Origin of the sequence: Streptococcus sanguinis, assembly GCF_019929145.1 — a bacterium.
GTDB lineage: Bacteria > Bacillota > Bacilli > Lactobacillales > Streptococcaceae > Streptococcus > Streptococcus sanguinis_U.
This window is the reverse complement of sequence record NZ_JAHZOW010000005.1, coordinates 78,229-100,842: the sequence shown is the minus strand read 5'-3', so window position 1 is coordinate 100,842 and position 22,614 is coordinate 78,229. Positions and strand designations below refer to the sequence as shown.

Below are 22,614 nucleotides of genomic sequence, written 5' to 3'. Positions count from 1 at the left end.
TGCAACTTTCATAGCTTTTTCCTCTCTTATTATTCATTCTTTAAGAGCAAAAACGAAACTCTTGGAGTGTTTGACCTCAAGTTTGGTCTCTAATCTTTTTGTTCTTACTTGGATATAAGGATACAGCCCTAAACTTAAGAATCTCTTATAGATTTCTTAGGGAAAGCTTATAGTCAAAGAAATCCGGCAGCAATTCCTATCTACTATTTGAAACGAACAAGTCTTTTCAACCACATACAAAAAAACTTCACCGATTGGGTGAAGCTTGTGATTGTTAGGAGATTTATGATGAAAAAATTCTAAATTATTCTTATTCTTTGAGAAACACATACCTCGCAGGTCTTCTAGTCTTCAAGCTTTGGTTACAGGATTTTAAGGGATGTTTACATTGTCATTGGTCCTACCTCTTTCTTTGATTTGACAATAATATAATCCCTCAAACTTAAAGCCTACTTATAAATAACTTGCAGGAAACTTAATTCAAAGAACCTTTAATCTAGGTAATCTCGCTTGTCCAAATGAAGAGCGATCAAGTGCCAATTAGGATCTGTCCGCCAGTTCGGATCAGCTGTAATCTGGCTGGCAACCTTTCTGGCTTCTTCTAAAATCGGATAATCTTCCACGATGTCTGCCACTTGAAACTCAGGAATACCAGACTGCCGAGTGCCAAAGATTTCTCCAGAGCCTCGCATTTTCAGATCCTCCTCAGCCAACAGGAAACCATCGGTCGTCTCAGTCATGATTTTCATGCGGCGCTTGCCCGACTCCGTCTTAGGATTGGCAACAAGGACGGCATAAGACTGCTTATTCCCTCGGCCGACGCGGCCTCTCAGCTGATGAAGCTGGCTGAGTCCAAAGCGGTCCGCATCCATGATGACCATCACCGTAGCATTTGGGACATTGACTCCGACCTCAATGACTGTGGTAGAGACTAGAATATCAGTCCGTCCTTCCTTGAAGTCCTGCATAATCGCCTCTTTTTCCTCGCTCTTCATCTTGCCATGAAGCAGAGCCACTTGGGCCTGCTGACCAAAATAGGCTGTCAGTTCTTCTTCTAGGGCAATGGCATTCTTAAGATCCAAAGCTTCTGACTCCTCAATCAAGGGAGAGATAAAGTAGACCTGAGCGCCCTTGTGGAGCTCTTTTTTAAGCCAGTCGAGGACGACTTCCAGCTGCTCATGCTTGACCCAGCGGGTGATGATAGGCTTGCGTCCTGCCGGCATCTGGTCAATAATGGACACATCCATATCACCAAATGCTGTAATTGCAAGGGTTCTGGGAATAGGCGTCGCCGTCATCATGAGGACATCAGGATTGTCTCCCTTTTCCCGTAAAATCCTGCGCTGCTCTACACCAAAGCGATGCTGCTCGTCAATGATGACCAAGCCCAATGCATGGTAACGGACTCCTTCCTGAATCAAGGCATGAGTTCCGACAATCATGTCCACCTGACCGTTTTCAATCGCTGCCAAGGTTTCCCGGCGCTCAGCTGCTTTCATCCCACCAGTTAGCAGGGCCAGCTTCAATTCTGGAAATAGCTGAGCTAGGCTGTCAAAATGCTGCTCAGCCAAAATTTCTGTTGGAACCATCAGAGCTGACTGAAAGCCAGCTGTATAAACAGCATACATAGCCAGACCAGCGACTACTGTCTTTCCGCTTCCCACATCGCCCTGCAGCAGGCGATTCATGTGTCCAGGCGATCGCAAATCCTGCAAAATCTCTGTCAGACTGCGCTCTTGAGCCGAAGTCAGCTCAAAAGGTAAGCTCTGCTTTTTCTCGGCCACAGCATCCAACTGCCAATCAATTTTTAATCCATTGCTGACAGCCTTGGTTTCTCTCTTTAAGACCTGCAGCTGCATTTGAAAATAAAAGAGTTCTTCAAATTTAACCCGCCGAAGAGCCTGCTTGTAGTCCGCCAAGTCCTTTGGAAAATGCATAGCCCGCACAGCCTCCACTCTGCTCACTAGCTGGTAGCGTTCCAGCAGGGGCTGGGGCAGATTTTCCTCTAAGAGCAAGTCCAAACCTTGGTCAAAGGCAGTCTTAATCAGCTTGACCAAACTAGCCTGACTAATTCCCTGAGCCAGCCGATAGACAGGCTGCAAGTCGTCCTCTACCTGAGCCAGCAGTTTCATTCCAGTCAGACTGGCCTTGGCTTTGTCCCACTTGCCAAAGACAGCTATATTGGCTCCCACTTCAATCTTGTCCGCCAGATAAGGCTGGTTAAAGAAATTAACTGCCAGAGCGACTTCCCCTTGCTTGATGGTAAAGCGCAGGCGATTGCGTTTGTAGCCATAATACTGGACATTAGCCGGGGTTACGACCTGACCAGAAACAACCGCCTTTTCTCCATCCTCCAAGTCTAGGACATTCTTACTCTTAAAATCCTCATAACGAAAAGGAAAATAAAGCAGCAAATCCTGCAAGGTCTCTAGACCCAGCTTGGCAAATTTTTCTGCTGATTTCGGTCCCACACCAGGCAGAACCGTCAAAGGTTGGTGTAAATTCATAATTCCTCTTTCAGTTCTGATACTGCTGCGGTGCTAATATCGCAGACAGGGGGCCAAGCTAGAACATTATTAAATACTTCAAGCGGTTCCCTGCATTAATCTTCTTAGTCTTTATAGACCCTCGGTACACGGTCGCTAATCAGGCAAACCACCTCATAGTTAATGGTGCCACGCTTTTCTGCCACATCTGTCACCGTAATGGTCTCCGCTCCGCTATTTCCAATCAACACAACCGGCGTGCCAAGGGGATAAGACTGAGGCAGGCGCACTGTAATTTGGTCCATGGAAACGCGGCCGACAATCGGACAACGCTGACCATCAATCAAGACATCAAAGCCCTGCATATCGCGTGTCCAGCCATCTGCATAACCCAAAGGAATGGTGCCAATCCACTCTTGAGACTTGCTAGTGTAGGTGGCTCCATAGCCAACATCTGCTCCAGCCTCTACTTCCTTGACATGTACCAATTCTGAGACCAGTGACAGAGCCGGCTTGAATTCGTAAGGAAGTTTTAAAACAGTTCCGCTAGGGTTGAGGCCATAAATGATGTCACCCAGCCGAACTGCATTTAGAACGGTCTCGCTGTGCCAGAGAGAGGTGGCGGAATTACTAGCGTGAACGAGAGGAGGCACACTGTCCAGCTCAGATAAGATCTGATGGAAACGAGCCAGCTGGGCTTCAAACTTATAGTGATCCACTTCATCTGCTGTTGCAAAGTGGGTAAAAATCCCCTCTGCGACAGCCCCAGCAGCCTGCAAGCGATGGACTGCCTCCTGAGCTTCCTGACTATCTCGAAAACCAATCCGCCCCATACCAGAGTCAATCTTGATATGAAAATTCAATCCTGTTAAGTCTTTTTCCGCAGCTAAAGCTAAATCCAACCACTCCAGACTGGCTACAGTCAGAGAGACCTTTCCCTTTCTAGCCAGCGGAAGCGCAGCCAGATCTGACACTCCTAGCACCAGAATTTTTTTGCCAATGCCCGCTGAGCGCAGCTCCAAGGCTTCATCGATATTAGACACACAAAATCCATCTACGAGGGGCTCAATATGCCTAGAAACCTCAATAGCTCCATGACCATAAGCATTGGCTTTAACGACAGCCCACTTTTCAGTCGTCTGAGGCAGATGGGCACTCAGTTGTCTAATATTAAAAGCAATGGCAGCCAAATCAATCACTGCCTTGCTAGGTCTATGCAGACTAGCTTTCATCATTTTCCTCCAAAATAACGCTGGCTGTAACTAAGCCAGCAGCGTGGCTAATCGAAATCCAAACCTTGCCAGTAAAAGGTGACCGGCTGAAATAAGGCGCTCCCTGACGGTCGTTTAAAATCTCCAAGTCCTGAAACCTGAGCTTACCGATACCAGTTCCCCAAGCTTTAGAAAAAGCCTCCTTGGCAGCCCAACGGCCAGCTAGAAATTCGATTTTCCGCTTACCGGATAACTCCTCAAAACGAGAAAGCTCCGCCTCGGTCAGCACCTTCTTTGCAAAGCGGGCATTTTTCAGATAGGCTCGCTCAATGGCAGCCAACTCTTCTATGTCAATTCCGTGTCCTTTTATCATATCATTCTCTGGAAAGGCGACAAAACTCAGCTGGGCCGCCAGCTGAGTTCGTCTTCACCCGACAGTTAGTCCTCTTTACAGGTCAAGACTGTCCCTTTCAATTTTCCTTATTTATCTAAAGTGTTGTAAATTTCTTCAATGAGCTGAACAGTATTATCCCAGCCCAGGCAAGGGTCAGTGATAGATTTACCAAAGACTTCCGCCTCATTTTGCCGGCCGTCTTCCAGATAAGACTCAATCATAAAACCACGAACCGCTCTCTTAATCTTTTCGTTCCAATCCCGATTCAGCAAGGTCTGACGTACAATCCTAATCTGTTCCAGATATTGTTTGCCGGAGTTATCGTGATTGGTATCGATGACGATGAAAGGATTCTCCAAGCCCATTTTTTCATAGTAGGAAATGGCATCCAGCATATTTTCATAGTAGAAATTTGGAATGTTCTTACCGTATTCATTGGTCGCCCCACGCAGAATAACGTGAGCCAAAGGATTTCCAGAGGTTTCTACTTCCTGGCCATGAAAAAGGAAAGTCTGCTTATTTTGTGCCGCATAGACAGCGTTAAACATAACCCCCAGATTGCCAGAAGTTGGATTTTTCATGCCTACCGGGGCATCAATACCTGACGCCACAAAACGGTGCTCCTGGTCTTCAACTGAGCGTGCACCCACAGCATGATAGCTGACCAAGTCGTCTACCAACACAAGATTGGACGGATAGAGCATCTCATCAGCCGTCGTCAGACCAGTCTCTGTAATGACGCGGTAGTGCAACTGACGAACTGCCTGCAAACCATTGATAAGACTAGGAGCTTTAGAAGTATCTGGCTGGTGAACCAAGCCCTTATAGCCATCCCCATTGGTCCGCGGCTTAGCAGTATAGACCCGCATGACGATAAAAATCTTATCCGCGACCTTCTTCTGCAGCTCTGACAAGCGGCGGGCATAATTCAGCACAGCCTCTTCATTGTCCGATGAACAAGGGCCAATCACCAAGAGAATACGCTCGTCTTCCCCACTGAGAATCTCAGCTAGTTCTTGGTCTCGCTTGTTTTTATGAGTCAAGGCCTGACCAGTCAGTCTGGTTCTGGACTTAATCTGCTCAATGTCAATCTTCTGACCTTTTTCAATAAATGCCATACTATTTTCCTAATGTATCATAAATTTCACGAACCAGCTGTTCTGTATTAGCCCAGCCCAGACAAGGGTCAGTAATGGACTTGCCAAAGACTTCTGGCTCGTCCTGACGGCCGTCTTCCAGGTAAGACTCAATCATAAAGCCCCGTACGGTAGCCTTAATCTTTTCATTCCAGTCTCGGTTAATCAGAGTCTGGCGAACGATACGAACCTGCTCCAGATACTGCTTACCAGAGTTATCATGATTGGTATCAATGATGATAAAGGGATTTTCTAAGCCCATTTTTTCATACTGGGCAATGGTATCCAGCAGGTTATCATAATAGTAATTGGGAATGTTCTTACCGTATTCATTCAGAGCACCACGCAAGATGGCATGCGCCAAAGGGTTGCCAGACGTTTCAACTTCCTTACCAGCGAATAGGAAACTCTGCTTGTTCTGAGCTGCATAGATGCCGTTAAACATGACATTGAGATTACCAGAAGTCGGATTTTTCAAGCCAGTCGGCAGATCTGCTCCACTAGCCACAAAGCGGTGCTGCTGGTCTTCGACCGACCGAGCTCCGACAGCCATGTAAGAAATCAAATCATCTACCAGAGGCAGATTTTCTGGATAGAGCATCTCATCAGCTGTGGTCATGCCTGTCTCGGAAATAACCCGATAGTGCAGATTACGGACTGCCTTGATGCCGTTAATCAGACTTGGAGCGGCAGTCGCATTGGGCTGATGAATAAGCCCTTTGTAACCATCTCCGTTCGTCCGAGGCTTAGCAGTATAAACCCGCATGACCATAAAGATGCGATCTTTTACTTCTTCTTGGAGAGCAGATAGACGCTTGGCATACTCTAGCACCGCTTCTTCGTTATCTGAAGAGCAGGGACCGATAACCAAGAGAATGCGGTCGTCTTGACCACGCAGAATTGCTTCCAACTCTCGGTCACGCTTTTCCTTGCGAGCTAACATGTCGCCTTCTAGCTTAGCAAGTTGGCGAACTTCTGCTACATCAATGGGTTGACTAGTTGCTTTAAAGGTCATCTATTCTCCTTCTTTTATGTTTACTTTTTGCGGCCGTGACAGTTCTTGAATTTCTTGCCAGAACCACATGGACAAGGGTCATTTCTCTTTACATTAGACAGGTCTACATTCTCAGGCATATTTGGCGCCTTGGCAGAGATATTGCGGGTAGCTGTCGTATTGATAGCCCGCTCTGTCCGAGGACGCTCTTGCTCATGAATCTGTGCTTTCATCATCAGACGAGTCACATCAAACTCAATAGAACCAATCATGTCGTTGAACATACGGAAGCTTTCTGCTTGATATTCGACAACTGGGTTATTTTGTGCATAACCGCGCAATCCAACAGCATTGCGCAGCTGGTCAAGGGCGTCGATATGGTCAGTCCACTTGCTGTCCACCACGCGCAGAATCAAGACCTTCTGGAATTCACGTACAGCTTCTTCGTCTCGCAGCTTAGCAATCTGACTGTCGTAGACTTCCAATGCACGTTCAAACAGATAATCTTTGATTTCTTGATCAGACTTGCCTTCCAAATCACTGTCAGAAATGGAATCTTCTGAAACCAAGTTATACTTAGCAAAGTTTAAAATCGCTTCAATCTTATCATCCTGATCAGAGTGGCTGCTGCCATCAACGATGCGGTTAATCGTCCGTTTAATCATAGCATGGATTTCAGGACTGAGGTCACGGTCAGCAGTAATGACATCGTGGCGCTCAGCATAGATAATTTCCCGCTGCTCACGCATCACGTCATCATACTGCAAGACTTGTTTCCGTGTATCGTAGTTATTTCCTTCGACACGCTTCTGAGCTGCCTCTACCTGACGGGTCAGCATGCCAGACTTGATAACAGAATCTTCGTCACTAAGGTTCATTCGATCCAACAGGGCTTTAATACGCTCTGAGCCGAAGCGGCGCATCAGCTCATCTTCCAGTGACAGGTAGAATTGTGACTCACCTGGATCACCCTGACGGCCTGAACGTCCGCGCAGCTGATTGTCAATCCGGCGGCTTTCATGGCGCTCTGTACCGATAACACAGAGACCGCCCAGTTCGCGAACACCTTCACCCAACTTGATGTCGGTTCCCCGTCCGGCCATATTGGTCGCAATAGTAACCGCACCACGTTGGCCGGCGTTCATGATAATTTGTGCTTCTTTATAGTGGTTTTTCGCATTAAGAACTTCGTGAGGCACCCCAGCTTCTACCAATTTCTTAGAAATATAGTCACTGGTTTCAACCGCAACAGTACCAACCAGAACTGGCTGGCCTTTTTCATGACGCTCTTTAACATCCTGAACAACTGCCTTAAACTTAGAATCAATACTTGGGTAGAGCAGGTCAGAATGGTCAATACGTGCTACCGGACGGTTGGTTGGAATTGGAATAACACGAATGTTGTATGTTTCGCGGAACTCTTCTTCCTCTGTCTTGGCTGTACCTGTCATACCGGACAGCTTCTTATACATACGGAAGAGGTTCTGATAAGTAATGGAAGCAGAGGTCTTTGTTTCTTCCTGAATCGGCACACCTTCTTTGGCTTCAATCGCTTGGTGGAGACCATCAGAGTAACGGCGGCCTTCCATTGTCCGACCAGTAAACTGATCGACAATCAGAATTTCCTGATCTTCACTGACCACATAGTCAATATCAAGGAGCATGATGTAGTTAGCTCGCAGAGCATTGTCGATAAAGTGAGTCAGGGCAACATTTTCAATATCGTAGAGATTGTCCAGCTTGAAGTAGCTTTCTGCCTTGTCAATCCCTGAATCAGACAGACCAATCGTCTTAGACTGAACATCGATGATGTAGTCGTCCTTATCCAGAGATTTGACATAGTGGTCAGCCATATGATAAAGCTGGTTGGTATCTGAAGAAACCGGTCCAGATACAATCAATGGTGTCCGGGCTTCATCAATCAGGATTGAGTCCACCTCATCGACCAAGGCATAGTTGAGTGGGCGCTGTACCATGTTTTCAGCGCGGACTACCATGTTATCACGCAGGTAGTCAAAGCCGATTTCAGCATTGGTTGAATAGGTAATATCACAAGCGTATGCTTCTTTCTTCTCAGATGGAGACTTAGCTGCCAGATTGATACCGACAGAAAGGCCAAGCCAAGAATAAAGTTCACCCATTTCAGTCGCATCACGCTCAGTCAGATATTCGTTGACTGTGACAACATGCACACCTTTCCCTGCAAGGGCATTTAGGTAAACTGGCATTGTCGCTGTCAGGGTTTTTCCTTCACCAGTACGCATCTCCGGAACGTCGCCATGATGGAGAACAATCCCTCCCATAACCTGAACCTTATAAGGGAAAAGGCCTAACACTCGCTTAGCTCCTTCACGGACAACCGCAAAAGCTTCAAATAAGAGCTGATCGAGAGTTTCGCCATCAGCATAGCGTTTCTTGAATTCTTCTGTTTTTGCCTGAAGTTCTTCATCAGACAAAGCTGCCATTTCGTCTTCATAAGCCAAGACTTTGTCAGCCATTTTTTCTAATTTTCTTAATTCACCTTTATCATTTTCAATGATAGTCTTTAAAATATTCGCCATTTTTTTCCTTACTATATAATAATCTTTCTGATTTTTAGAATGTTCTTTTCATTATAGCATGTTTTCCTATATCTTTCAAGAATGAAAAAAGCAAAAAAGCTTCATCAAACTGTGCTTACAGAACCGGGAGATAGCAGGAGATTAGAGGATAATTTGTGCATGATAAACTATGTGCTTTTCAATCTATATTTTCCCCTCTCAGTTTTGAGCAAACTTCAACACCTTAATTGTATCGCATTTGGATTTTTTAAGAGAATCTTCAATTTGCACCTGCATGGCGTGATTTATTGGCTAGAGTCTTATGGAACTAGACGGGCTGATAGTTATATAAACGAAAACCAGCACCTAAAGTGTACTGACTCTAAAAAGTTAGATTTTTGTGTCTAACTTTTGTAGTGCAGTACAGAGGCACTGGTTTTTATATGGGGATACCATCCGTATTTCACTTCCCCTTAGTGGGGAATCATCCAATAGTTCAAACCTCCAACAAACTAGCCTTGCCAGTCAGCCGGATAAGTCACATAGATAAAGCGGGCCTTATCTCTGACAGAGAACTGAATGTCGCTGCCTTTAGGGATAAAGAGTACTTCGCCAGGGCCAGCTGTCATGACTTCGTCACCAACGATAATATCAAGACGCCCTTCAATGACATAATCCACTTCATCATAGTCCAGATGCCAAGGGAAAGTTGTCTTTTCCATGGTCATCAGACCCAAGCCTAATCTTGGACTCTCATCTAAGGTCAGCAAGTCTCGTGTATAAACTTGATGGCTCGAATCACCTGTATCCAAGCGATCTTCTGGACGAACATCTAGACCTGGCAGGGCGATAGAAGCTACGCCTGCCTTGCTGACTTTCTTCCCACCATCTTTAGTGGCTAATTCTTCCAATAAAATCTTACGAACCAATGTTTCTAGGTCAGAACGATTAATATCTGCCATACTTCATACCTCCAAGTCTAAGCTTCCTTTTTCGTTAAGAAGAAAGCCAGTAATACCGCTGTGATACCGCCGACAAATTTACCAATCATCATCGGCACAATCATTTCCGGTTTTTGACCAGCTGTGAAGCCTAGGTGATCTCCAATAACGAAGGAAGCAGATACGGCAAAGGCTACGTTGATAATCTTACCGCGTTTGTCCATATCCTTCATCATCTGGAACATGGCAATGTTATTAGCCAGAGAAGCTACCAAACCAGCTGCACCAACTTCGTTCATTCCCAGAGATTTTCCGATAGCAGAAAGTGGTTTGTTGGCTACCTTGGTAAAGACAGCTACCAGACCAAAGGCTCCAGCCAAGGTTACGGCAATCGTTCCGACAACTTCAAAGGCTTCCTTCAGTGTCTCAGCACCTTTTGGATAGAGGCTAATGAGCCATTCATTTCCAGTCAGAAGCTGCGCTGCACCAAAGGCCAAACCAAGCGTTGCCAAGATAACAATAATCTGACCAAACACTTCAAAACCTTTAATCATGGCATTAGGCGCCAAAAGCAATCCTATGAAAATCAGAGCAGATACAATGATAATCGGGATAAGATTGACAACCAAGGTTCCAAAAGGCAGACCTGGCACGAAAATTCCTCCGAGGAGACAGCCAATCGGAACAGTTACTAAACCGTATAAGATTCCACGAGCCAAAAGCGGACGGTCATCTTTTTCGATAATACCCAAGGCAACCGGAATCGTAAAGACGATGGTTGGCCCCATCATAGAGCCCAGTACAAAGGCAGCGAAATTTCCTACCGCTGGATCCTGAGCCAGACTGAGAGCCAGAGGAGCTCCTCCCATATCATTGGCAATGAAGGTTGTCGCAAAAATAGACGGGTCAGCGCCCACCAAGCCATACAAAGGCACGACAATTGGTTTCAAGACATCCGCCAAGAGGGGAGCGATTACCATAATCCCAGCCATAGAAAGAGCCAAAGCTCCCATAGCCATGATACCTTCTTCAAATTTTTCACTTAGTCCTAGTTTGCCACCGATACATTTATCCACTGCACCGATCAGCATGAATAGCACCATGATATAAATGATAATTTCATTGATACTCATAACATTACCTTAGTTTCTAATATTCTTCATCACTGTGATAGTCAACCTTGTCAATGATAGCCACAACGACCATATCTACAGGGATATTCGTCTTATTTAGGCTCATCCGGGCAGAACTGCCAGTGGTTACCATTACTTGGTCTCCTTCGCCTGCACCGATGCAGTCGGCCACAATAAGCAGAGCTGGGTCACTTTGATGTTCATTTAGCTGCCGTTCGACCACTAAAAATTTCAAACCATTTAAATTTTCGTCTTTTCTAGTCGCCCAAAGGCTTCCTTTTACTTTACCAACAAACATCTCTACCCACTCCTTTATTCTATGATTTCTATTTTTTGACGTTTTAGATAATCTCTCGCCAAGGCTGTCACAATCATTCCTTTTTCTATTTTAAAGCTTCCGCTTTCAGGTAAGCCCATCTCTCTCAGCCTCTTCTCTGTCAGCAAAACTGGCTTGCCCGGAGCCTTAGTCTTCGAGCTGACTTCTTCTGCCACCGCCCGTTTCACTTCCGGACGAGGCTCTTCAGCTTGATCACTTTCTAGGAGTGCTAAGAGTTGGCCTTCTTTATAAAATTGCAGACCGTAGCGGACCAGTTTTTCGCGCTGTCCCTGCAGTTCCTGATACAAGTGCACTTTAGAAGATTGCTTGTACTGCTGAATCGCAAAGGCGTTGTCTGATACGAGGACTTTTTTGCCTTTCAAAAGACTCTTTAAAATGACTGCTTCCTCCACCGCTAAAGGGCAAAGGGATGAGAGTCTTAGAAAAGCATCAAAACCAAGTGACTCCACAACAACAATCTCTGCTGTGCAAGAATCTTTTACAACTTGAAAGCCTTCCCCTTCTAATAAGTCAGGAATCTTATCGCCTCCAATGACGTATACTGAGGGTTTCTGAGGCTTTTTCTTCAACTTTTCCATCAGGCGGTCTGTAATCAAATCTACTAAATGATCTAGATTTTCCATTCTTTACCTACCTTTTATTTGCTCATACGACTTATTTCTTGATAATCCGTCCGCGTGTTCCTTTTTTGAAACCACAAGCATTGGCTTCATCGTAGTCAATATGCATATAAGTCGCAAATTTAGGACTAACACGGATGACCACATCATCAAATATCAGCGGACGAGCTCCTTCTACTCTGACTTGTACAATCTCGTGATTTTTTACATTCAGACGTTCGGCATCTTCCGGTGTCATATGAACATGACGCTTAGCTACAATCAGGCCCTTATCCAGACAAACTGCCTTGTCTCCATGAGCCAAAATGACGCCCGGTGTTCCTTCGATATCGCCGCTTTCGCGAATGGGAGCCTTGGTGCCCAGCTGCAAACAGTCGGTCAGAGAAACTTCTACCTGAGAATGTTTGCGAACAGGTCCCAGAATAACCACATTGTGAAAAGCGCCTTTTGGACCGACAACTGTCAGCCTTTCTTGACTAGCGAACTGGCCTGGCTGTGATAGGTCTTTTGCTTTTGTTAATTGATAGTTGGGACCAAACAAGGCTTCCAAATCTTCCTGACTCAAATGGACATGACGTCCGCTCGCTTCTACCTCAAATGACCCCTGCAATTCTTCCTGAACTTTATCAATTACTTTATTTACCAAATTTTCTAAAGTCATTGCTGTTCTTCTTTCTCTTGTTATTAGCTTGCTATCAACCAGAGCAAGACTTCAATTGATTTTAATAATTGAGAAACCTTACAAGCAAATTGATCTCTGTCACCATCAGCAGCCTGCTCCAATTCTTTGCGCAGGAGAGTCGTTTCGATATAGGTTTCATAGCAATTCAGCTGCCAAGTCGGCTCTTGATAACTCATCATAACCGTTTCTTGATCGAGCTGTCGACTGACCCGAATGGCCTGCAATTCTGCATTGCTAGGCAGGTCTGTCTGGTAATCAGAAATATCATCCAGAATATGATGGCCGACGATTTGTTCTACTATGTTCAATAGTTGGCCAACTTGCTCACACTTTTCATCCTGAAAAGCCTGATGCAATTCTCTCTGGTTCTTCAAAAAGCAAGTATAAAGTTTAGTCAGTCTAAATAGTCGTGGATACACAGCAGAGTCCTCAAGGTTTGTAATCGGCACCCTGATAGCATCAGCAGCTGAGGCTGTTTTCCCTTTGGTCTGACCTGAACAGATAATTCGAATATGGTGATCATTGAGAAAACCTCTGGCTGCTGGCGTCAGTTTTTCATCTTTGTTTAATTCAAAGACACCGTTATCAGCGAGAACGGATTCTCTATAAAGCTTTCTGATCTTAGCTTCTGTAAAAACTGACATGTATTCACATCCTTCTACTCCGTTGATACTCTGTGAAAATCAATCTGATACTCTTCGAAAATCAACATTTCTGTCTAGTATCGGGCTGCTGCCCATAAGCTTCATTTTCACTGAGTATTCTATTTGCCTCTGGGGCCTATATCAGTTCTAAACACTAGAATACAGGCCCTTTCAGCAAATATTTATCTGTCCCAGATTATTTGGGAAGAATGACTTCCACTTCAGCATGTGGACGTGGAATTACGTGAACTGAAATTAATTCACCAACATTTTCAGCTGCAGCTGCTCCAGCATCTGTCGCTGCTTTGACTGCGCCGACATCACCACGAACCATTACAGTTACCAAACCAGCACCGACTTGTTCTTTACCAATCAAAGTTACGTTAGCGGCTTTAACCATTGCATCAGCTGCTTCAATTGCGCCGACGAGTCCTTTTGTTTCTACCATTCCTAATGCATTTGCGTTTGCCATGTTTATTTCCTCCGATTATTCTCTTGTTTTTAATTTTATCCGAAAGTCTGTAATCTTATTCTTGATGAGGCAAGATTACTTCTACTTCTGCGTGTGGACGTGGGATTACGTGAACTGAAATCAATTCACCAACGTTTTCAGCTGCAGCTGCTCCAGCATCTGTCGCTGCTTTGACTGCACCGACATCACCACGAACCAAGACTGTTACCAATCCAGCACCGACTTGTTCTTTACCAACTAAAGTTACGTTAGCGGCTTTGACCATTGCATCAGCTGCTTCGATTGCGCCGACAAGTCCTCTTGTTTCTACCATTCCTAATGCATTTGCGTTTGCCATGATTGTATCCTCCAATTATAATGTTTAATATTGACTATTTTAGTTTTTCCAATACGCGTTGAACCAACAAGGTTACCAGTTCTTCTTCGTTTGATCCGTCAACTGCTACTGCTTTTGGTTCTTCCACTGCCATATTTTCTGCTTGTCGCAGGTCTGACAGTTCTGATGTACCGTAAGCTACACGACGGATATTGAAGAGATTGAGCGGGCTGACATTATCAGATGTCGCGCTGCCTCCCACAGCTCCACAACCCAAAGTAAAGGCTGGGAAGAGACCAGTCGTTGCACCGACACCACCTAGAGCTGCTGGCGTATTAATCAGCAGACGAGATACTGGTTTTTTCAGTGCAAATTCACGAATAATTTCTTCGTTTTGACTGTGGATAGCAAGAGTGTGGCCTGCACCTTCATGATGCAAGATCTTAATACTCAGCTCACAAGCTTCCAACCAGTCCTTGACAGTGTAGAAACCTAAGACTGGAGCCAGTTTTTCCATAGAATATGGATACTGCTTACCGACGCCTGTTTCTTCTGCAATCAAGACCCGAGCATCAGCTGGAACTGAAATACCAGCTAACTCAGCAATCACTTGCGGTGTTTTACCAACCATCTTCGGATTCATCGCACCACTCGGCTGGATAATGAAGGAGCCTAGTTTCTTAGCATCTTCTGCTGGAACAAAGTAAGCACCTTGTTTCTTGAACTCTGCTACAACCTTTTCCTTCATATCTTCTTCGACGATGATAGACTGCTCAGATGCACAAATCACACCATTGTCAAAAGTCTTAGAATCCAAAATCTGACGAACTGCTTTTGGTACATCTGCTGTTCTTTCGATGAAGGCTGGACCATTACCAGGACCTACACCGATTGCTGGTGTACCAGATGAGTATGCTGCTTTGACCATGGCATTTCCGCCAGTCGCCAAAATCAGATTTGTATCCTTGTGTCGCATCAACTCATTTGTAGCTGCGATGGATACCCGATGAATCGCACTGATGGCTCCATCCGGACATCCAGCTGACTTAGCAGCTTTCTTGATGATTTCCACCGTTTCCTCAATACACTTAAGAGCATTTGGGTGAGGAGAGAAGACGATACTGTTTCCTGCCTTCAAAGCGATCAAAGCCTTATACATAACCGTTGAGGTCGGGTTGGTTGATGGAATCAAGCCAGCAATGACACCGACTGGAACTCCAACTTCCAAGACTTTCTTTTCCTTGTCTTCGCTGAGAACCCCAACCGTTTTCATATCCTTGATTTCTTCAAGAATACCTTTGGAAGCAAGAGCATTTTTCAATACCTTGTCTTCCCAGCGGCCAAAGCCAGTTTCCTGAGCCGCCATTTTTGCTAGGCGTTCACGCTCATCATAACAAGCTTTCGCTACTACTTTTACAATGGTATCAATTTGCTCTTGGCTCATTTTAGCAAGTTCTGCTTGGGCTTTCTTTGCATCCCGAATCAAATTCCTTACTTCCTGAATCGATACCAAATCTTTATCTTCTAAAAACATCCGCAATTACTCCTCTCCTATTGTTTCCATCAAAGTCTCAACGAGAAGTTTCTTGTTGGCAAATTTGATTTCTTTCTTGCTGAGACGGATACCTTCTTGATGATAGGCAAGGCTGCGTAGTTCGACGACTTTTAGTTTTTCCAGTTCTTCTCTGGTGTAGGTCCTTGTCTCTCCTTCAAGCTTCTCTGCTGGTTCAGCCTTAGTTTCCTTTACAGGCTGAGGCTTTTCTTCGATTTTTTCTGAAGGGATTGTTTCCGCCGTAGAAGCAATCTCTTTTTTAGCTGTTTTACTATTTCTCTTTGGTACAAAGAGAAGGTCTGTCTGATTATCCAGCCTAGAAATTACATGGCTGGCCAGATAGTAAGGTTTATCCTGTACCAACTCAACTGCTGCATCAACCGCTGAGCGGACTGCACTGACATCGCCTATTAATTGAACCGTATTCAAACCAGCTTTGACCGTTTCAATATTAAGCAATGATACATTGGCAGCCTTCAAAGCCGCATCTGCCGCAACTACAGCACCTAGATAACCTTTTACTTCAATTAAACCTAGTGCTCTATCTGCCATTTAATCAACTCCTAATCAATAACTTTTAGGATCATTTGCTACTGCGATAACTGCATTCGCAAATGCGTCGCAGGCAGCTCGGCATGCTGACTGTGATCCGACCAGAAGTCCACCGGCAAAGTTGGTTTCACTTGGTGGGCCGTAGAAAGCTCCAACCTGCACATCAGCCGCTTTCAAAGCCGCATCCAGTGCTACCATAGCTTCACCCGGTGGAGCAATCAAGTAAGCAATCGCTGTTCCTTCTTCTGCATTAGCCCCCTCTGACAGGTAAGAACCTGCACGAGAGATACAATGAGCAAAATAAGGAATACTGTCATCATCATTGGCACTGTAGAAGCTAGCCCCATTTTCGATTTCATAGACTGCTACATCCAGACCGCTGCGAACTTCTTCTGGGTTTGGACCAGCCAAAATACCGATGACTTCACCAGCCAGCTTAGTTGAAGCGTTGCCTGCACCAGCATACATACTGCGAGCATAGACCACTTCGACATCTGCTGCCTTGGTTGCTTCATCCAAGGCTACATAAGTGACATCATCACAGTCAGAAGTGATAATTCCCAGGCTTCTGTGATGTGGTTTAAGCTCCAAAGAAACTGCCAAACCTGCATCCACGTTTGAAATCAGAAGGGCACTTAATACATTTGCACCTAATCGATCATTTTTCAAAGCCACTACCTCCTATTATTTCAAATCAATTCCTGATTTCTTATTATCAAGAATCTTCTTAATGATTTCTGCTACATAGGCTCCAGCTTCAACGGCTGGTGTTCCGCCTTTATGAATATTGGAAACAACGGTCCGTTTCGCTTCTGGCATACCAACTGTTGGCTTGTAAGCCAGATAAGCACTCATAGACTCAGCTGTTACAAGACCTGGACGCTCACCGACCAGCATACAGATAACTTCTGCTCCAGTCAGTTCTGCGATTTGGTCCATAGCTGCAACCCGAGCATGCTTGATAAAGAGTACTTCACCAAAGTCCAGTCCGAACATTTTCAGACCTTGCTTCAGAGCTGGCAGGAAGTCTTTGACGTTAGCCTCGATAGCTGATGAGCTAAGACCATCACCAACGACAATCTGAACTTTGGCATTAGGTTTGCATTTTTCCTTGATAATCTCCTGCTGATCTTCAGGGAAGACCCGGCCAAAATCTGGACGTGTCAAGTACTCATCCTTAGTTGCTGCCTTGGTCTGTACAGGAATGAAGCCCATTTCCTTGACAAAGTCATCTGATACATAGGAGAAGACCGCATCCTGAGCTGCCGCATGGTCTGCACGGAAACGCAAAACACTTTGTGTCTTGTAGCGATCGCCTGCCCGCCATAAGCCCAGACGTGCCGGAGTAAATTTCTTAATCTTTCGGTAGGCTTCTTCATTGATGGCATTCGGAACCAAGAACTGTTCCTGAATATCTACTTCTGTTATGTCCGGAATGATGCCATCTTCAATCACTGAAGTGTCTTGTTTGACTTCTTCCTGCAGAGAAACCACAGGTTTTTCTGCTTTGTTCTGGTCAGTCGCTGCTGTTTCTTTAACAGCTGAGTCGCCGCCCATCTCATTTAACAATGAGCGAATCATTTCTTTTAATTGCAATTCATCCACAATGATTTCCTCCTTGCTAATTTGATTTCATAAAGATGGAGCCGTCTCCGCCGATTTCTGTCAGGTGACCATCTTCCATCAAGCCCATTTTTTCCATCCACTCTTCAAATTCCTTGATCGGACGTTTATTGAGAAGTGAACGCATGGTTGCTGTTTCATGGTAACCAGTTGTTTGATAGTTAAGCATGATATCGTCACCATGAGGAATCGCCATGATGTAGTTAACATTAGCTGCTCCGAGAAGAACCAAAAGATTTTCAGCGTCGTTTTGGTCAGCCTTCATGTGGTTAGTGTAGCAGATATCACAACCCATTGAGATACCAGTCAGTTTGCCCATGAAGTGGTCTTCCAAACCAGCACGGATAACCTGCTTAGAATCGTAGAGATACTCAGGTCCGATGAATCCAACAACGGTATTTACCAAGAATGGATCAAAGCGTTTAGCGAAACCATAACAACGTGCTTCCATAGTCACTTGGTCTGCTCCATGGTGAGCATCAGATGAAAGCTCAGAACCTTGACCTGTTTCAAAGTACATGACATTCGGTCCAGCAGCTGTTCCCACTTTCAGAGCTGTATCCCAAGCTTCCTGAATAATCTTAGCATCAAAACCAAAGGCTTCATTTCCTTTTTCAGATCCAGCGATAGATTGGAAGACCAATCCTGTCGGAGCACCTTGATTCATGGCTTCAATCTGAGTAGTAACGTGAGCTAGCACACAGTGCTGAGTTGGAATCTTGTACTCTTCGATGAAGTCATTAAACTTATGCAAGACCCGTTTGGTACTTTCTACTGAGTCATCCACTGGGTTCAACCCCAAGAGAGCATCCCCACATCCATAAGCAAAACCTTCCATAGTAGAAGCCATGATACCGTCTGGATCATCTGTGGTATGGTTTGGTTGAAGACGAGAAGAGAATGTTCCCGGCATACCAATTGTTGTATTCGCATGTTTGGTAATGACAATCTTATTGGCAGCTACAATCAAGTCCAAGTTGGTCATCAACTTAGCAACAGCTGCTACCATTTCAGAAGTCAACCCACGAGACAGCCACTGAATGTCCACGTTCTTAGTCTTGTTATCCAAGATCCATTCACGCAGCTCTTCTACTGTCCAGTTCTTAATCTTTTCGTAAGTACGAAGATTGACGTCGTCGATGATAATCCGTGTTACCTCATCTTCTTCATAAGGCACTACCGGATTATTGAACAAATCAGACAGTTTCAGCTGAGCTAGTACAACCTTAGCAGCGACACGCTCTTCGGCAGATTCTGCTGCTACTCCGGCTAGCTGATCCCCGGATTTGTACTCATTGGCTTTGGCCAGCACTTCTTTTACGGATTTAAATTCGTAAAGCCGACCAAACAATTTTGTTTTCAAAATCATGGATTACTTCCTCCTTTGTGTAAATAAAAGTTTAATTAAACACCAATGTTTTCACGACAATCGGTAAGACCGATCCTTCAATGACTGGATTACCAATATCGATATAGTCGCCATTCTGGACATCCACTGAGTCAATGCAGACAAATGGATAATCCTTAGGCAATTGAGCAAAGAGACATTGGCCTAGAACCTTGGCCATATCTTCTCTGACCACCACTAGCAACGGAATTTTCTTTTCAATGCTTTCGCTCATTCCCTTGACAATAGCCTCTGCGTATTCCAAAACCCGGGCGAAGCTTGGGCTTTTTTCTCCATTGATAGCCAAAGCCACCTGCTGGACTTCATTTTCCAGTGTGAACCAGGCCACCTTGTCCCTGATAATCTGCTGCAGTCCCTCCTTATCCTCATGCTCATCAGAAGCAGCCAGTTTGAGAACTGGAATGTTTTTAATAGGAAGGATATCAGAGATGTAGGTAATGGTACTGCCGCTGACATCGGTCGTATGGCTGCCCGCTCCAACAACGGTTGCCCGGATGGTCTCAGCTGACTGGATGACTTTCTTTTGATCAAAAATCTTGGATTTGCTCAGCGCCCTGCCTAGCAAGATACCGATATCCCCATAGCGGAAATCATCCGCCGAGGTCGTTTCCAAGTATATTCCATCAGCTACACCACCAGAGAAAGATACGCAGTGGAGATCATAGTTCAACTTGAGACCGTGGTTGGTCTGTAGGAGATCATAGTAAGGACTGTGATTGTCAATTCCTACAGACTGTTCTAATACGGAGACCATTTCTTGAATCAGCCGATCCAAATCAGCCCGATGGACCGTTTCACCAACTGCCAGCTGAAGCCCCTGCTCTGCAATGATAGTCTGCAGTTTTGGAGCAATATAGCTAATCCGCTGGGTCTGCGGATCCATCTTTATCAGCCGACCTCCGATATCAAAACACCCTGTATCAATCACATCTCCTTCTCGGAAGACCGCCAGATTGGAAGTCCCCCCACCAATATCAATATTGACTACTGATGTATGATGCTCTTGAGAATACTGATGACTGCAGGCCCCTTTACCAGCGATGATACTCTCAAGGTCTGGTCCAGCCGTCGCAACGACAAAGTCACCTGCATAACCACTCAGCGCTTGGAGCACCTGGCTGGCATTTTCCTTGCGAGCCGTCTCACCAGTAATGATGACTGCCCCCATCTGAATATCTTTTTTCTGAATGCCTGCTTTCGCATATTCATTCAGGACAAAGTTTTTGATCTTATCCACCTCGATCAAAAGTTGATCCGAAATTGGTGTGAAGATAATTTCACTTTTATAAAGAACTTTTTTATCTGTAATATAGACACGAGGAATAGTAAACACAGAAGCAATATTCTCGATGGTAAGCTCTGACAAGATCAGCTGTGTAGTGGCTGTCCCGATATCGAGCCCCACACTCAAAATTTTATCTGACATACTAAAAACCTCCAAAAAAAGACGCTCAAAGCAATGCAAACAAACAGAGTTCATTTACATTCTTCAAGCGTCATTGCTTTTTTCGACTGACATCATTGTTAGTCTGGTAGTATTTATTTTTTAAAACGAATGGTCGTTGTTGTCCCCTCATGGTCTGAGTGGATAGACAAGGTTCCAAACAATTTTCCTTGGACAAAGCGCTCCACCAAGAGTAGACCCAGATGATTCTCAAAGGAATGCTCTTGATCGTAACCGCTACCATTATCCAGTGCTTTTAAAGTTATTATATCATTTTTAAGTCCAACCTGCAAATGGATTTGCGGTTTTTCTGGATTTTTTTTGTCCTTAAAAGCATGTTCATAGCTATTCTGCAGTAATTCATTGACGATTAGCGCCAGTGAAGTGGCCCGGCTGCTATCGAGACAGAGTTCCGGTTCCAGGCTGTAGGTCAGGGTTATTTCCCTATGCCCAGAAAAACAACGCTGAACATTTTCGATAACTCTCTTCAGCAGATGCTCAATCTGAATGCTGTCATCCTGCTGAGAAGACAGGAGCTCGTGAGTCGCCGCTATGGAGAGCACACGATTCATACTGTCATTAAGAGCTTTTTTGGTGTCTGCTCCTGGACTTTGCTGAGCCTGTAGTCGCAGCAAGGAAACAACGGTTTGCAAGTGATTCTTTACCCGATGGTTCATTTCACGAATGGTAGTTGTATGGGTTAAGAGCTGCGCTTCCTTTTCCTTGATGTCTGTAATATCCTTACAGATCATGACCACATTTTCACTCTCAGCCAGCAAATAGCGTTTGACCAAAAAGCAATAAGTGCCATAATGTACCTCAACTTGGTGAGGTTTTTCTTGAGGGGCTTGCGGTCCCAGTTGCTGGATTTCTTCAAAAGTCAGACTGTCTAAGACCAGATTGCTATAATGCATTCCCTCAATCGAGTCCATATAGCCCAGCTTATGGCGATAAGAGTCGGCAGCTGCTTGATTGAAATACTTGAGATAGCCCTGCCGGTCAAAGACCAGACAAGCTTCGTCTATATGATCAAATAAAACAAACTGCTCTTGAACTGAAATCTCAGGAGTGCTCCGTAACTCAAAACCGCCGTCCTCTTTATCTAAAGAAAAGTGGTCTGGTAAAGTCTGAGGAGCATTTCTTTCGATAATCAGCGTTCCGATGACGCGCTCTTCTCTCACTATCGGAAAGACTGTCTGATGGATGGCTAAGCCCTCCTGCGATCTGGCCGAAAGCCCAATCGAGGGAGCGCCCGTCTCCAAGGTCCGGATAACACCTGGCTCATTTTCCAGGTAAGCCATAGCACCTACGACCGATTTTTCGTACAAGCTGAGCTTGCTTTCCGGTTTTTTGTGAAAGATGACAATGGCATGTTCCGAAAAGATATTCTTTACGTCAATGAAGACATCTTCATTGGCATAAGCTGAGTTTTTCAATAATTCGTCAGCCTGTTGGACGAGATGCTCGATATCAGCCTCATCCAAATTTGTCTGTTCCTGACAAAGCTGCTTTATCTTATCTTTATACATCATTACACATCATCTTGGAGCACCAGCAATTTAGCAATCTCAATCATTGGCACTCTCTTTTGCATACTAATTGTCCGAATGCGCTTGAAAGCTTCTGGCTCTGACAAATGATCTCGAGCCATCAGCAAGCCTTTAGCCTTTTCAATCACAATCCGATCGTCTATTTTTTTAGACAACTTGACCATTTCATTGGACATCTGCTGAAGCTGGCGGCCCTTCTCAATGCAGATCTCTACCATTGGAATCAAGGACTTGGCATCCAAAGGTTTAACCAAGTAAGCACTAATCCCATTGGTTTTAGCTTTTTGAACATAGTGTTCATCGCTGTAGGCTGACAGTAGAATCACACTGTAGGCTAAAGCGTCTTCGAGTATCTTCTTACCTGCTGTCAGGCCATCCAGAAGCGGAAGCTTGATGTCCATCATGACCAAGTCACAACGATATTTCTGACACAAATCAATAGCCTCAAAGCCATCGGATGCCTCAGCCACCACTTCATAATCAGCTGCCTCTAATATATTTCGGATATCTAATCTTACAATTGGATCATCATCAACAATTAGTATTCTGCCTTTCATACTTCCCCTCGACAGTTTGATT

The 22,614-nt window shown here is 44.9% G+C and carries 22 protein-coding genes; all 22 read right to left on the bottom strand.

What is annotated here, in order from left to right; all coding sequences use genetic code 11:
- Window positions 1-491: 491 nt before the first annotated feature.
- On the bottom strand, window positions 492-2,507 hold the full coding sequence (gene recG / locus K1I94_RS09925; RefSeq protein ID WP_223315213.1) for an ATP-dependent DNA helicase RecG: 2,016 nt from the start codon (window positions 2,505-2,507) through the stop codon (window positions 492-494).
- A 104-nt stretch (window positions 2,508-2,611) separates the two neighbouring features.
- The gene (gene alr / locus K1I94_RS09920; RefSeq protein ID WP_317627943.1) at window positions 2,612-3,718 is read right to left on the bottom strand and encodes an alanine racemase; all 1,107 of its coding nucleotides are present in this window, start codon (window positions 3,716-3,718) and stop codon (window positions 2,612-2,614) included.
- On the bottom strand, window positions 3,708-4,070 hold the full coding sequence (acpS, locus tag K1I94_RS09915; RefSeq protein ID WP_223315211.1) for a holo-ACP synthase: 363 nt from the start codon (window positions 4,068-4,070) through the stop codon (window positions 3,708-3,710). The genes alr and acpS overlap by 11 nt, the downstream gene beginning before the upstream one ends.
- Before the next feature lie 107 nt (window positions 4,071-4,177).
- Entirely contained in the window at window positions 4,178-5,209 is a 1,032-nt protein-coding gene (locus K1I94_RS09910) for a 3-deoxy-7-phosphoheptulonate synthase (protein ID WP_223315210.1), read from the bottom strand.
- A 1-nt stretch (window position 5,210) separates the two neighbouring features.
- Window positions 5,211-6,242 (bottom strand): 3-deoxy-7-phosphoheptulonate synthase, encoded by a 1,032-nt coding sequence (locus K1I94_RS09905; RefSeq protein ID WP_002901054.1) that lies wholly within the window; start codon window positions 6,240-6,242, stop codon window positions 5,211-5,213.
- Between the two features lie 20 nt (window positions 6,243-6,262).
- On the bottom strand, window positions 6,263-8,782 hold the full coding sequence (secA, locus tag K1I94_RS09900) for a preprotein translocase subunit SecA (RefSeq protein WP_125410662.1): 2,520 nt from the start codon (window positions 8,780-8,782) through the stop codon (window positions 6,263-6,265).
- A gap of 491 nt (window positions 8,783-9,273) precedes the next feature.
- A complete protein-coding gene (locus tag K1I94_RS09895; RefSeq protein WP_002898196.1) occupies window positions 9,274-9,723 on the bottom strand; it encodes a cupin domain-containing protein in 450 nt (149 codons plus the stop codon).
- A gap of 17 nt (window positions 9,724-9,740) precedes the next feature.
- Window positions 9,741-10,835 carry an ethanolamine utilization protein EutH gene (locus K1I94_RS09890; protein WP_002896353.1) on the bottom strand — a complete coding sequence of 365 codons (1,095 nt, stop codon included), beginning with the start codon at window positions 10,833-10,835 and terminating at the stop codon, window positions 9,741-9,743.
- Between the two features lie 16 nt (window positions 10,836-10,851).
- Entirely contained in the window at window positions 10,852-11,133 is a 282-nt protein-coding gene (locus tag K1I94_RS09885) for a EutN/CcmL family microcompartment protein (protein ID WP_002896356.1), read from the bottom strand.
- Between the two features lie 14 nt (window positions 11,134-11,147).
- Window positions 11,148-11,795 (bottom strand): ethanolamine utilization protein, encoded by a 648-nt coding sequence (locus K1I94_RS09880; protein ID WP_223315209.1) that lies wholly within the window; start codon window positions 11,793-11,795, stop codon window positions 11,148-11,150.
- A gap of 31 nt (window positions 11,796-11,826) precedes the next feature.
- On the bottom strand, window positions 11,827-12,453 hold the full coding sequence (eutD, locus tag K1I94_RS09875; protein ID WP_002896361.1) for an ethanolamine utilization phosphate acetyltransferase EutD: 627 nt from the start codon (window positions 12,451-12,453) through the stop codon (window positions 11,827-11,829).
- A 23-nt stretch (window positions 12,454-12,476) separates the two neighbouring features.
- Window positions 12,477-13,118, bottom strand: a complete 642-nt coding sequence (locus tag K1I94_RS09870; RefSeq protein ID WP_002901058.1) for a hypothetical protein — start codon at window positions 13,116-13,118, stop codon at window positions 12,477-12,479.
- 196 nt (window positions 13,119-13,314) lie between these two features.
- On the bottom strand, window positions 13,315-13,590 hold the full coding sequence (gene pduA / locus K1I94_RS09865) for a propanediol utilization microcompartment protein PduA (protein WP_002896373.1): 276 nt from the start codon (window positions 13,588-13,590) through the stop codon (window positions 13,315-13,317).
- Between the two features lie 55 nt (window positions 13,591-13,645).
- Entirely contained in the window at window positions 13,646-13,927 is a 282-nt protein-coding gene (gene pduA / locus K1I94_RS09860; RefSeq protein ID WP_002898203.1) for a propanediol utilization microcompartment protein PduA, read from the bottom strand.
- Window positions 13,928-13,961: 34 nt separating this feature from the next.
- Window positions 13,962-15,440, bottom strand: a complete 1,479-nt coding sequence (locus K1I94_RS09855) for an acetaldehyde dehydrogenase (acetylating) (RefSeq protein ID WP_002901059.1) — start codon at window positions 15,438-15,440, stop codon at window positions 13,962-13,964.
- Window positions 15,441-15,446: 6 nt separating this feature from the next.
- Entirely contained in the window at window positions 15,447-16,010 is a 564-nt protein-coding gene (locus K1I94_RS09850) for a BMC domain-containing protein (RefSeq protein WP_002910480.1), read from the bottom strand.
- 15 nt (window positions 16,011-16,025) lie between these two features.
- Window positions 16,026-16,679, bottom strand: a complete 654-nt coding sequence (eutL, locus tag K1I94_RS09845) for an ethanolamine utilization microcompartment protein EutL (protein WP_223315208.1) — start codon at window positions 16,677-16,679, stop codon at window positions 16,026-16,028.
- 15 nt (window positions 16,680-16,694) lie between these two features.
- The gene (eutC, locus tag K1I94_RS09840; protein ID WP_223315207.1) at window positions 16,695-17,615 is read right to left on the bottom strand and encodes an ethanolamine ammonia-lyase subunit EutC; all 921 of its coding nucleotides are present in this window, start codon (window positions 17,613-17,615) and stop codon (window positions 16,695-16,697) included.
- Window positions 17,616-17,631: 16 nt separating this feature from the next.
- A complete protein-coding gene (locus K1I94_RS09835) occupies window positions 17,632-19,002 on the bottom strand; it encodes an ethanolamine ammonia-lyase subunit EutB (protein WP_002903902.1) in 1,371 nt (456 codons plus the stop codon).
- Window positions 19,003-19,033: 31 nt separating this feature from the next.
- A complete protein-coding gene (gene eutA / locus K1I94_RS09830; protein WP_002907140.1) occupies window positions 19,034-20,467 on the bottom strand; it encodes an ethanolamine ammonia-lyase reactivating factor EutA in 1,434 nt (477 codons plus the stop codon).
- A gap of 113 nt (window positions 20,468-20,580) precedes the next feature.
- Window positions 20,581-22,017: a sensor histidine kinase gene (locus tag K1I94_RS09825; RefSeq protein WP_223315206.1), complete on the bottom strand. Its 1,437-nt coding sequence runs from the start codon at window positions 22,015-22,017 to the stop codon at window positions 20,581-20,583.
- Window positions 22,017-22,592: an ANTAR domain-containing response regulator gene (locus tag K1I94_RS09820; protein ID WP_002910490.1), complete on the bottom strand. Its 576-nt coding sequence runs from the start codon at window positions 22,590-22,592 to the stop codon at window positions 22,017-22,019. The genes K1I94_RS09825 and K1I94_RS09820 overlap by 1 nt, the downstream gene beginning before the upstream one ends.
- Window positions 22,593-22,614 lie beyond the last annotated feature (22 nt).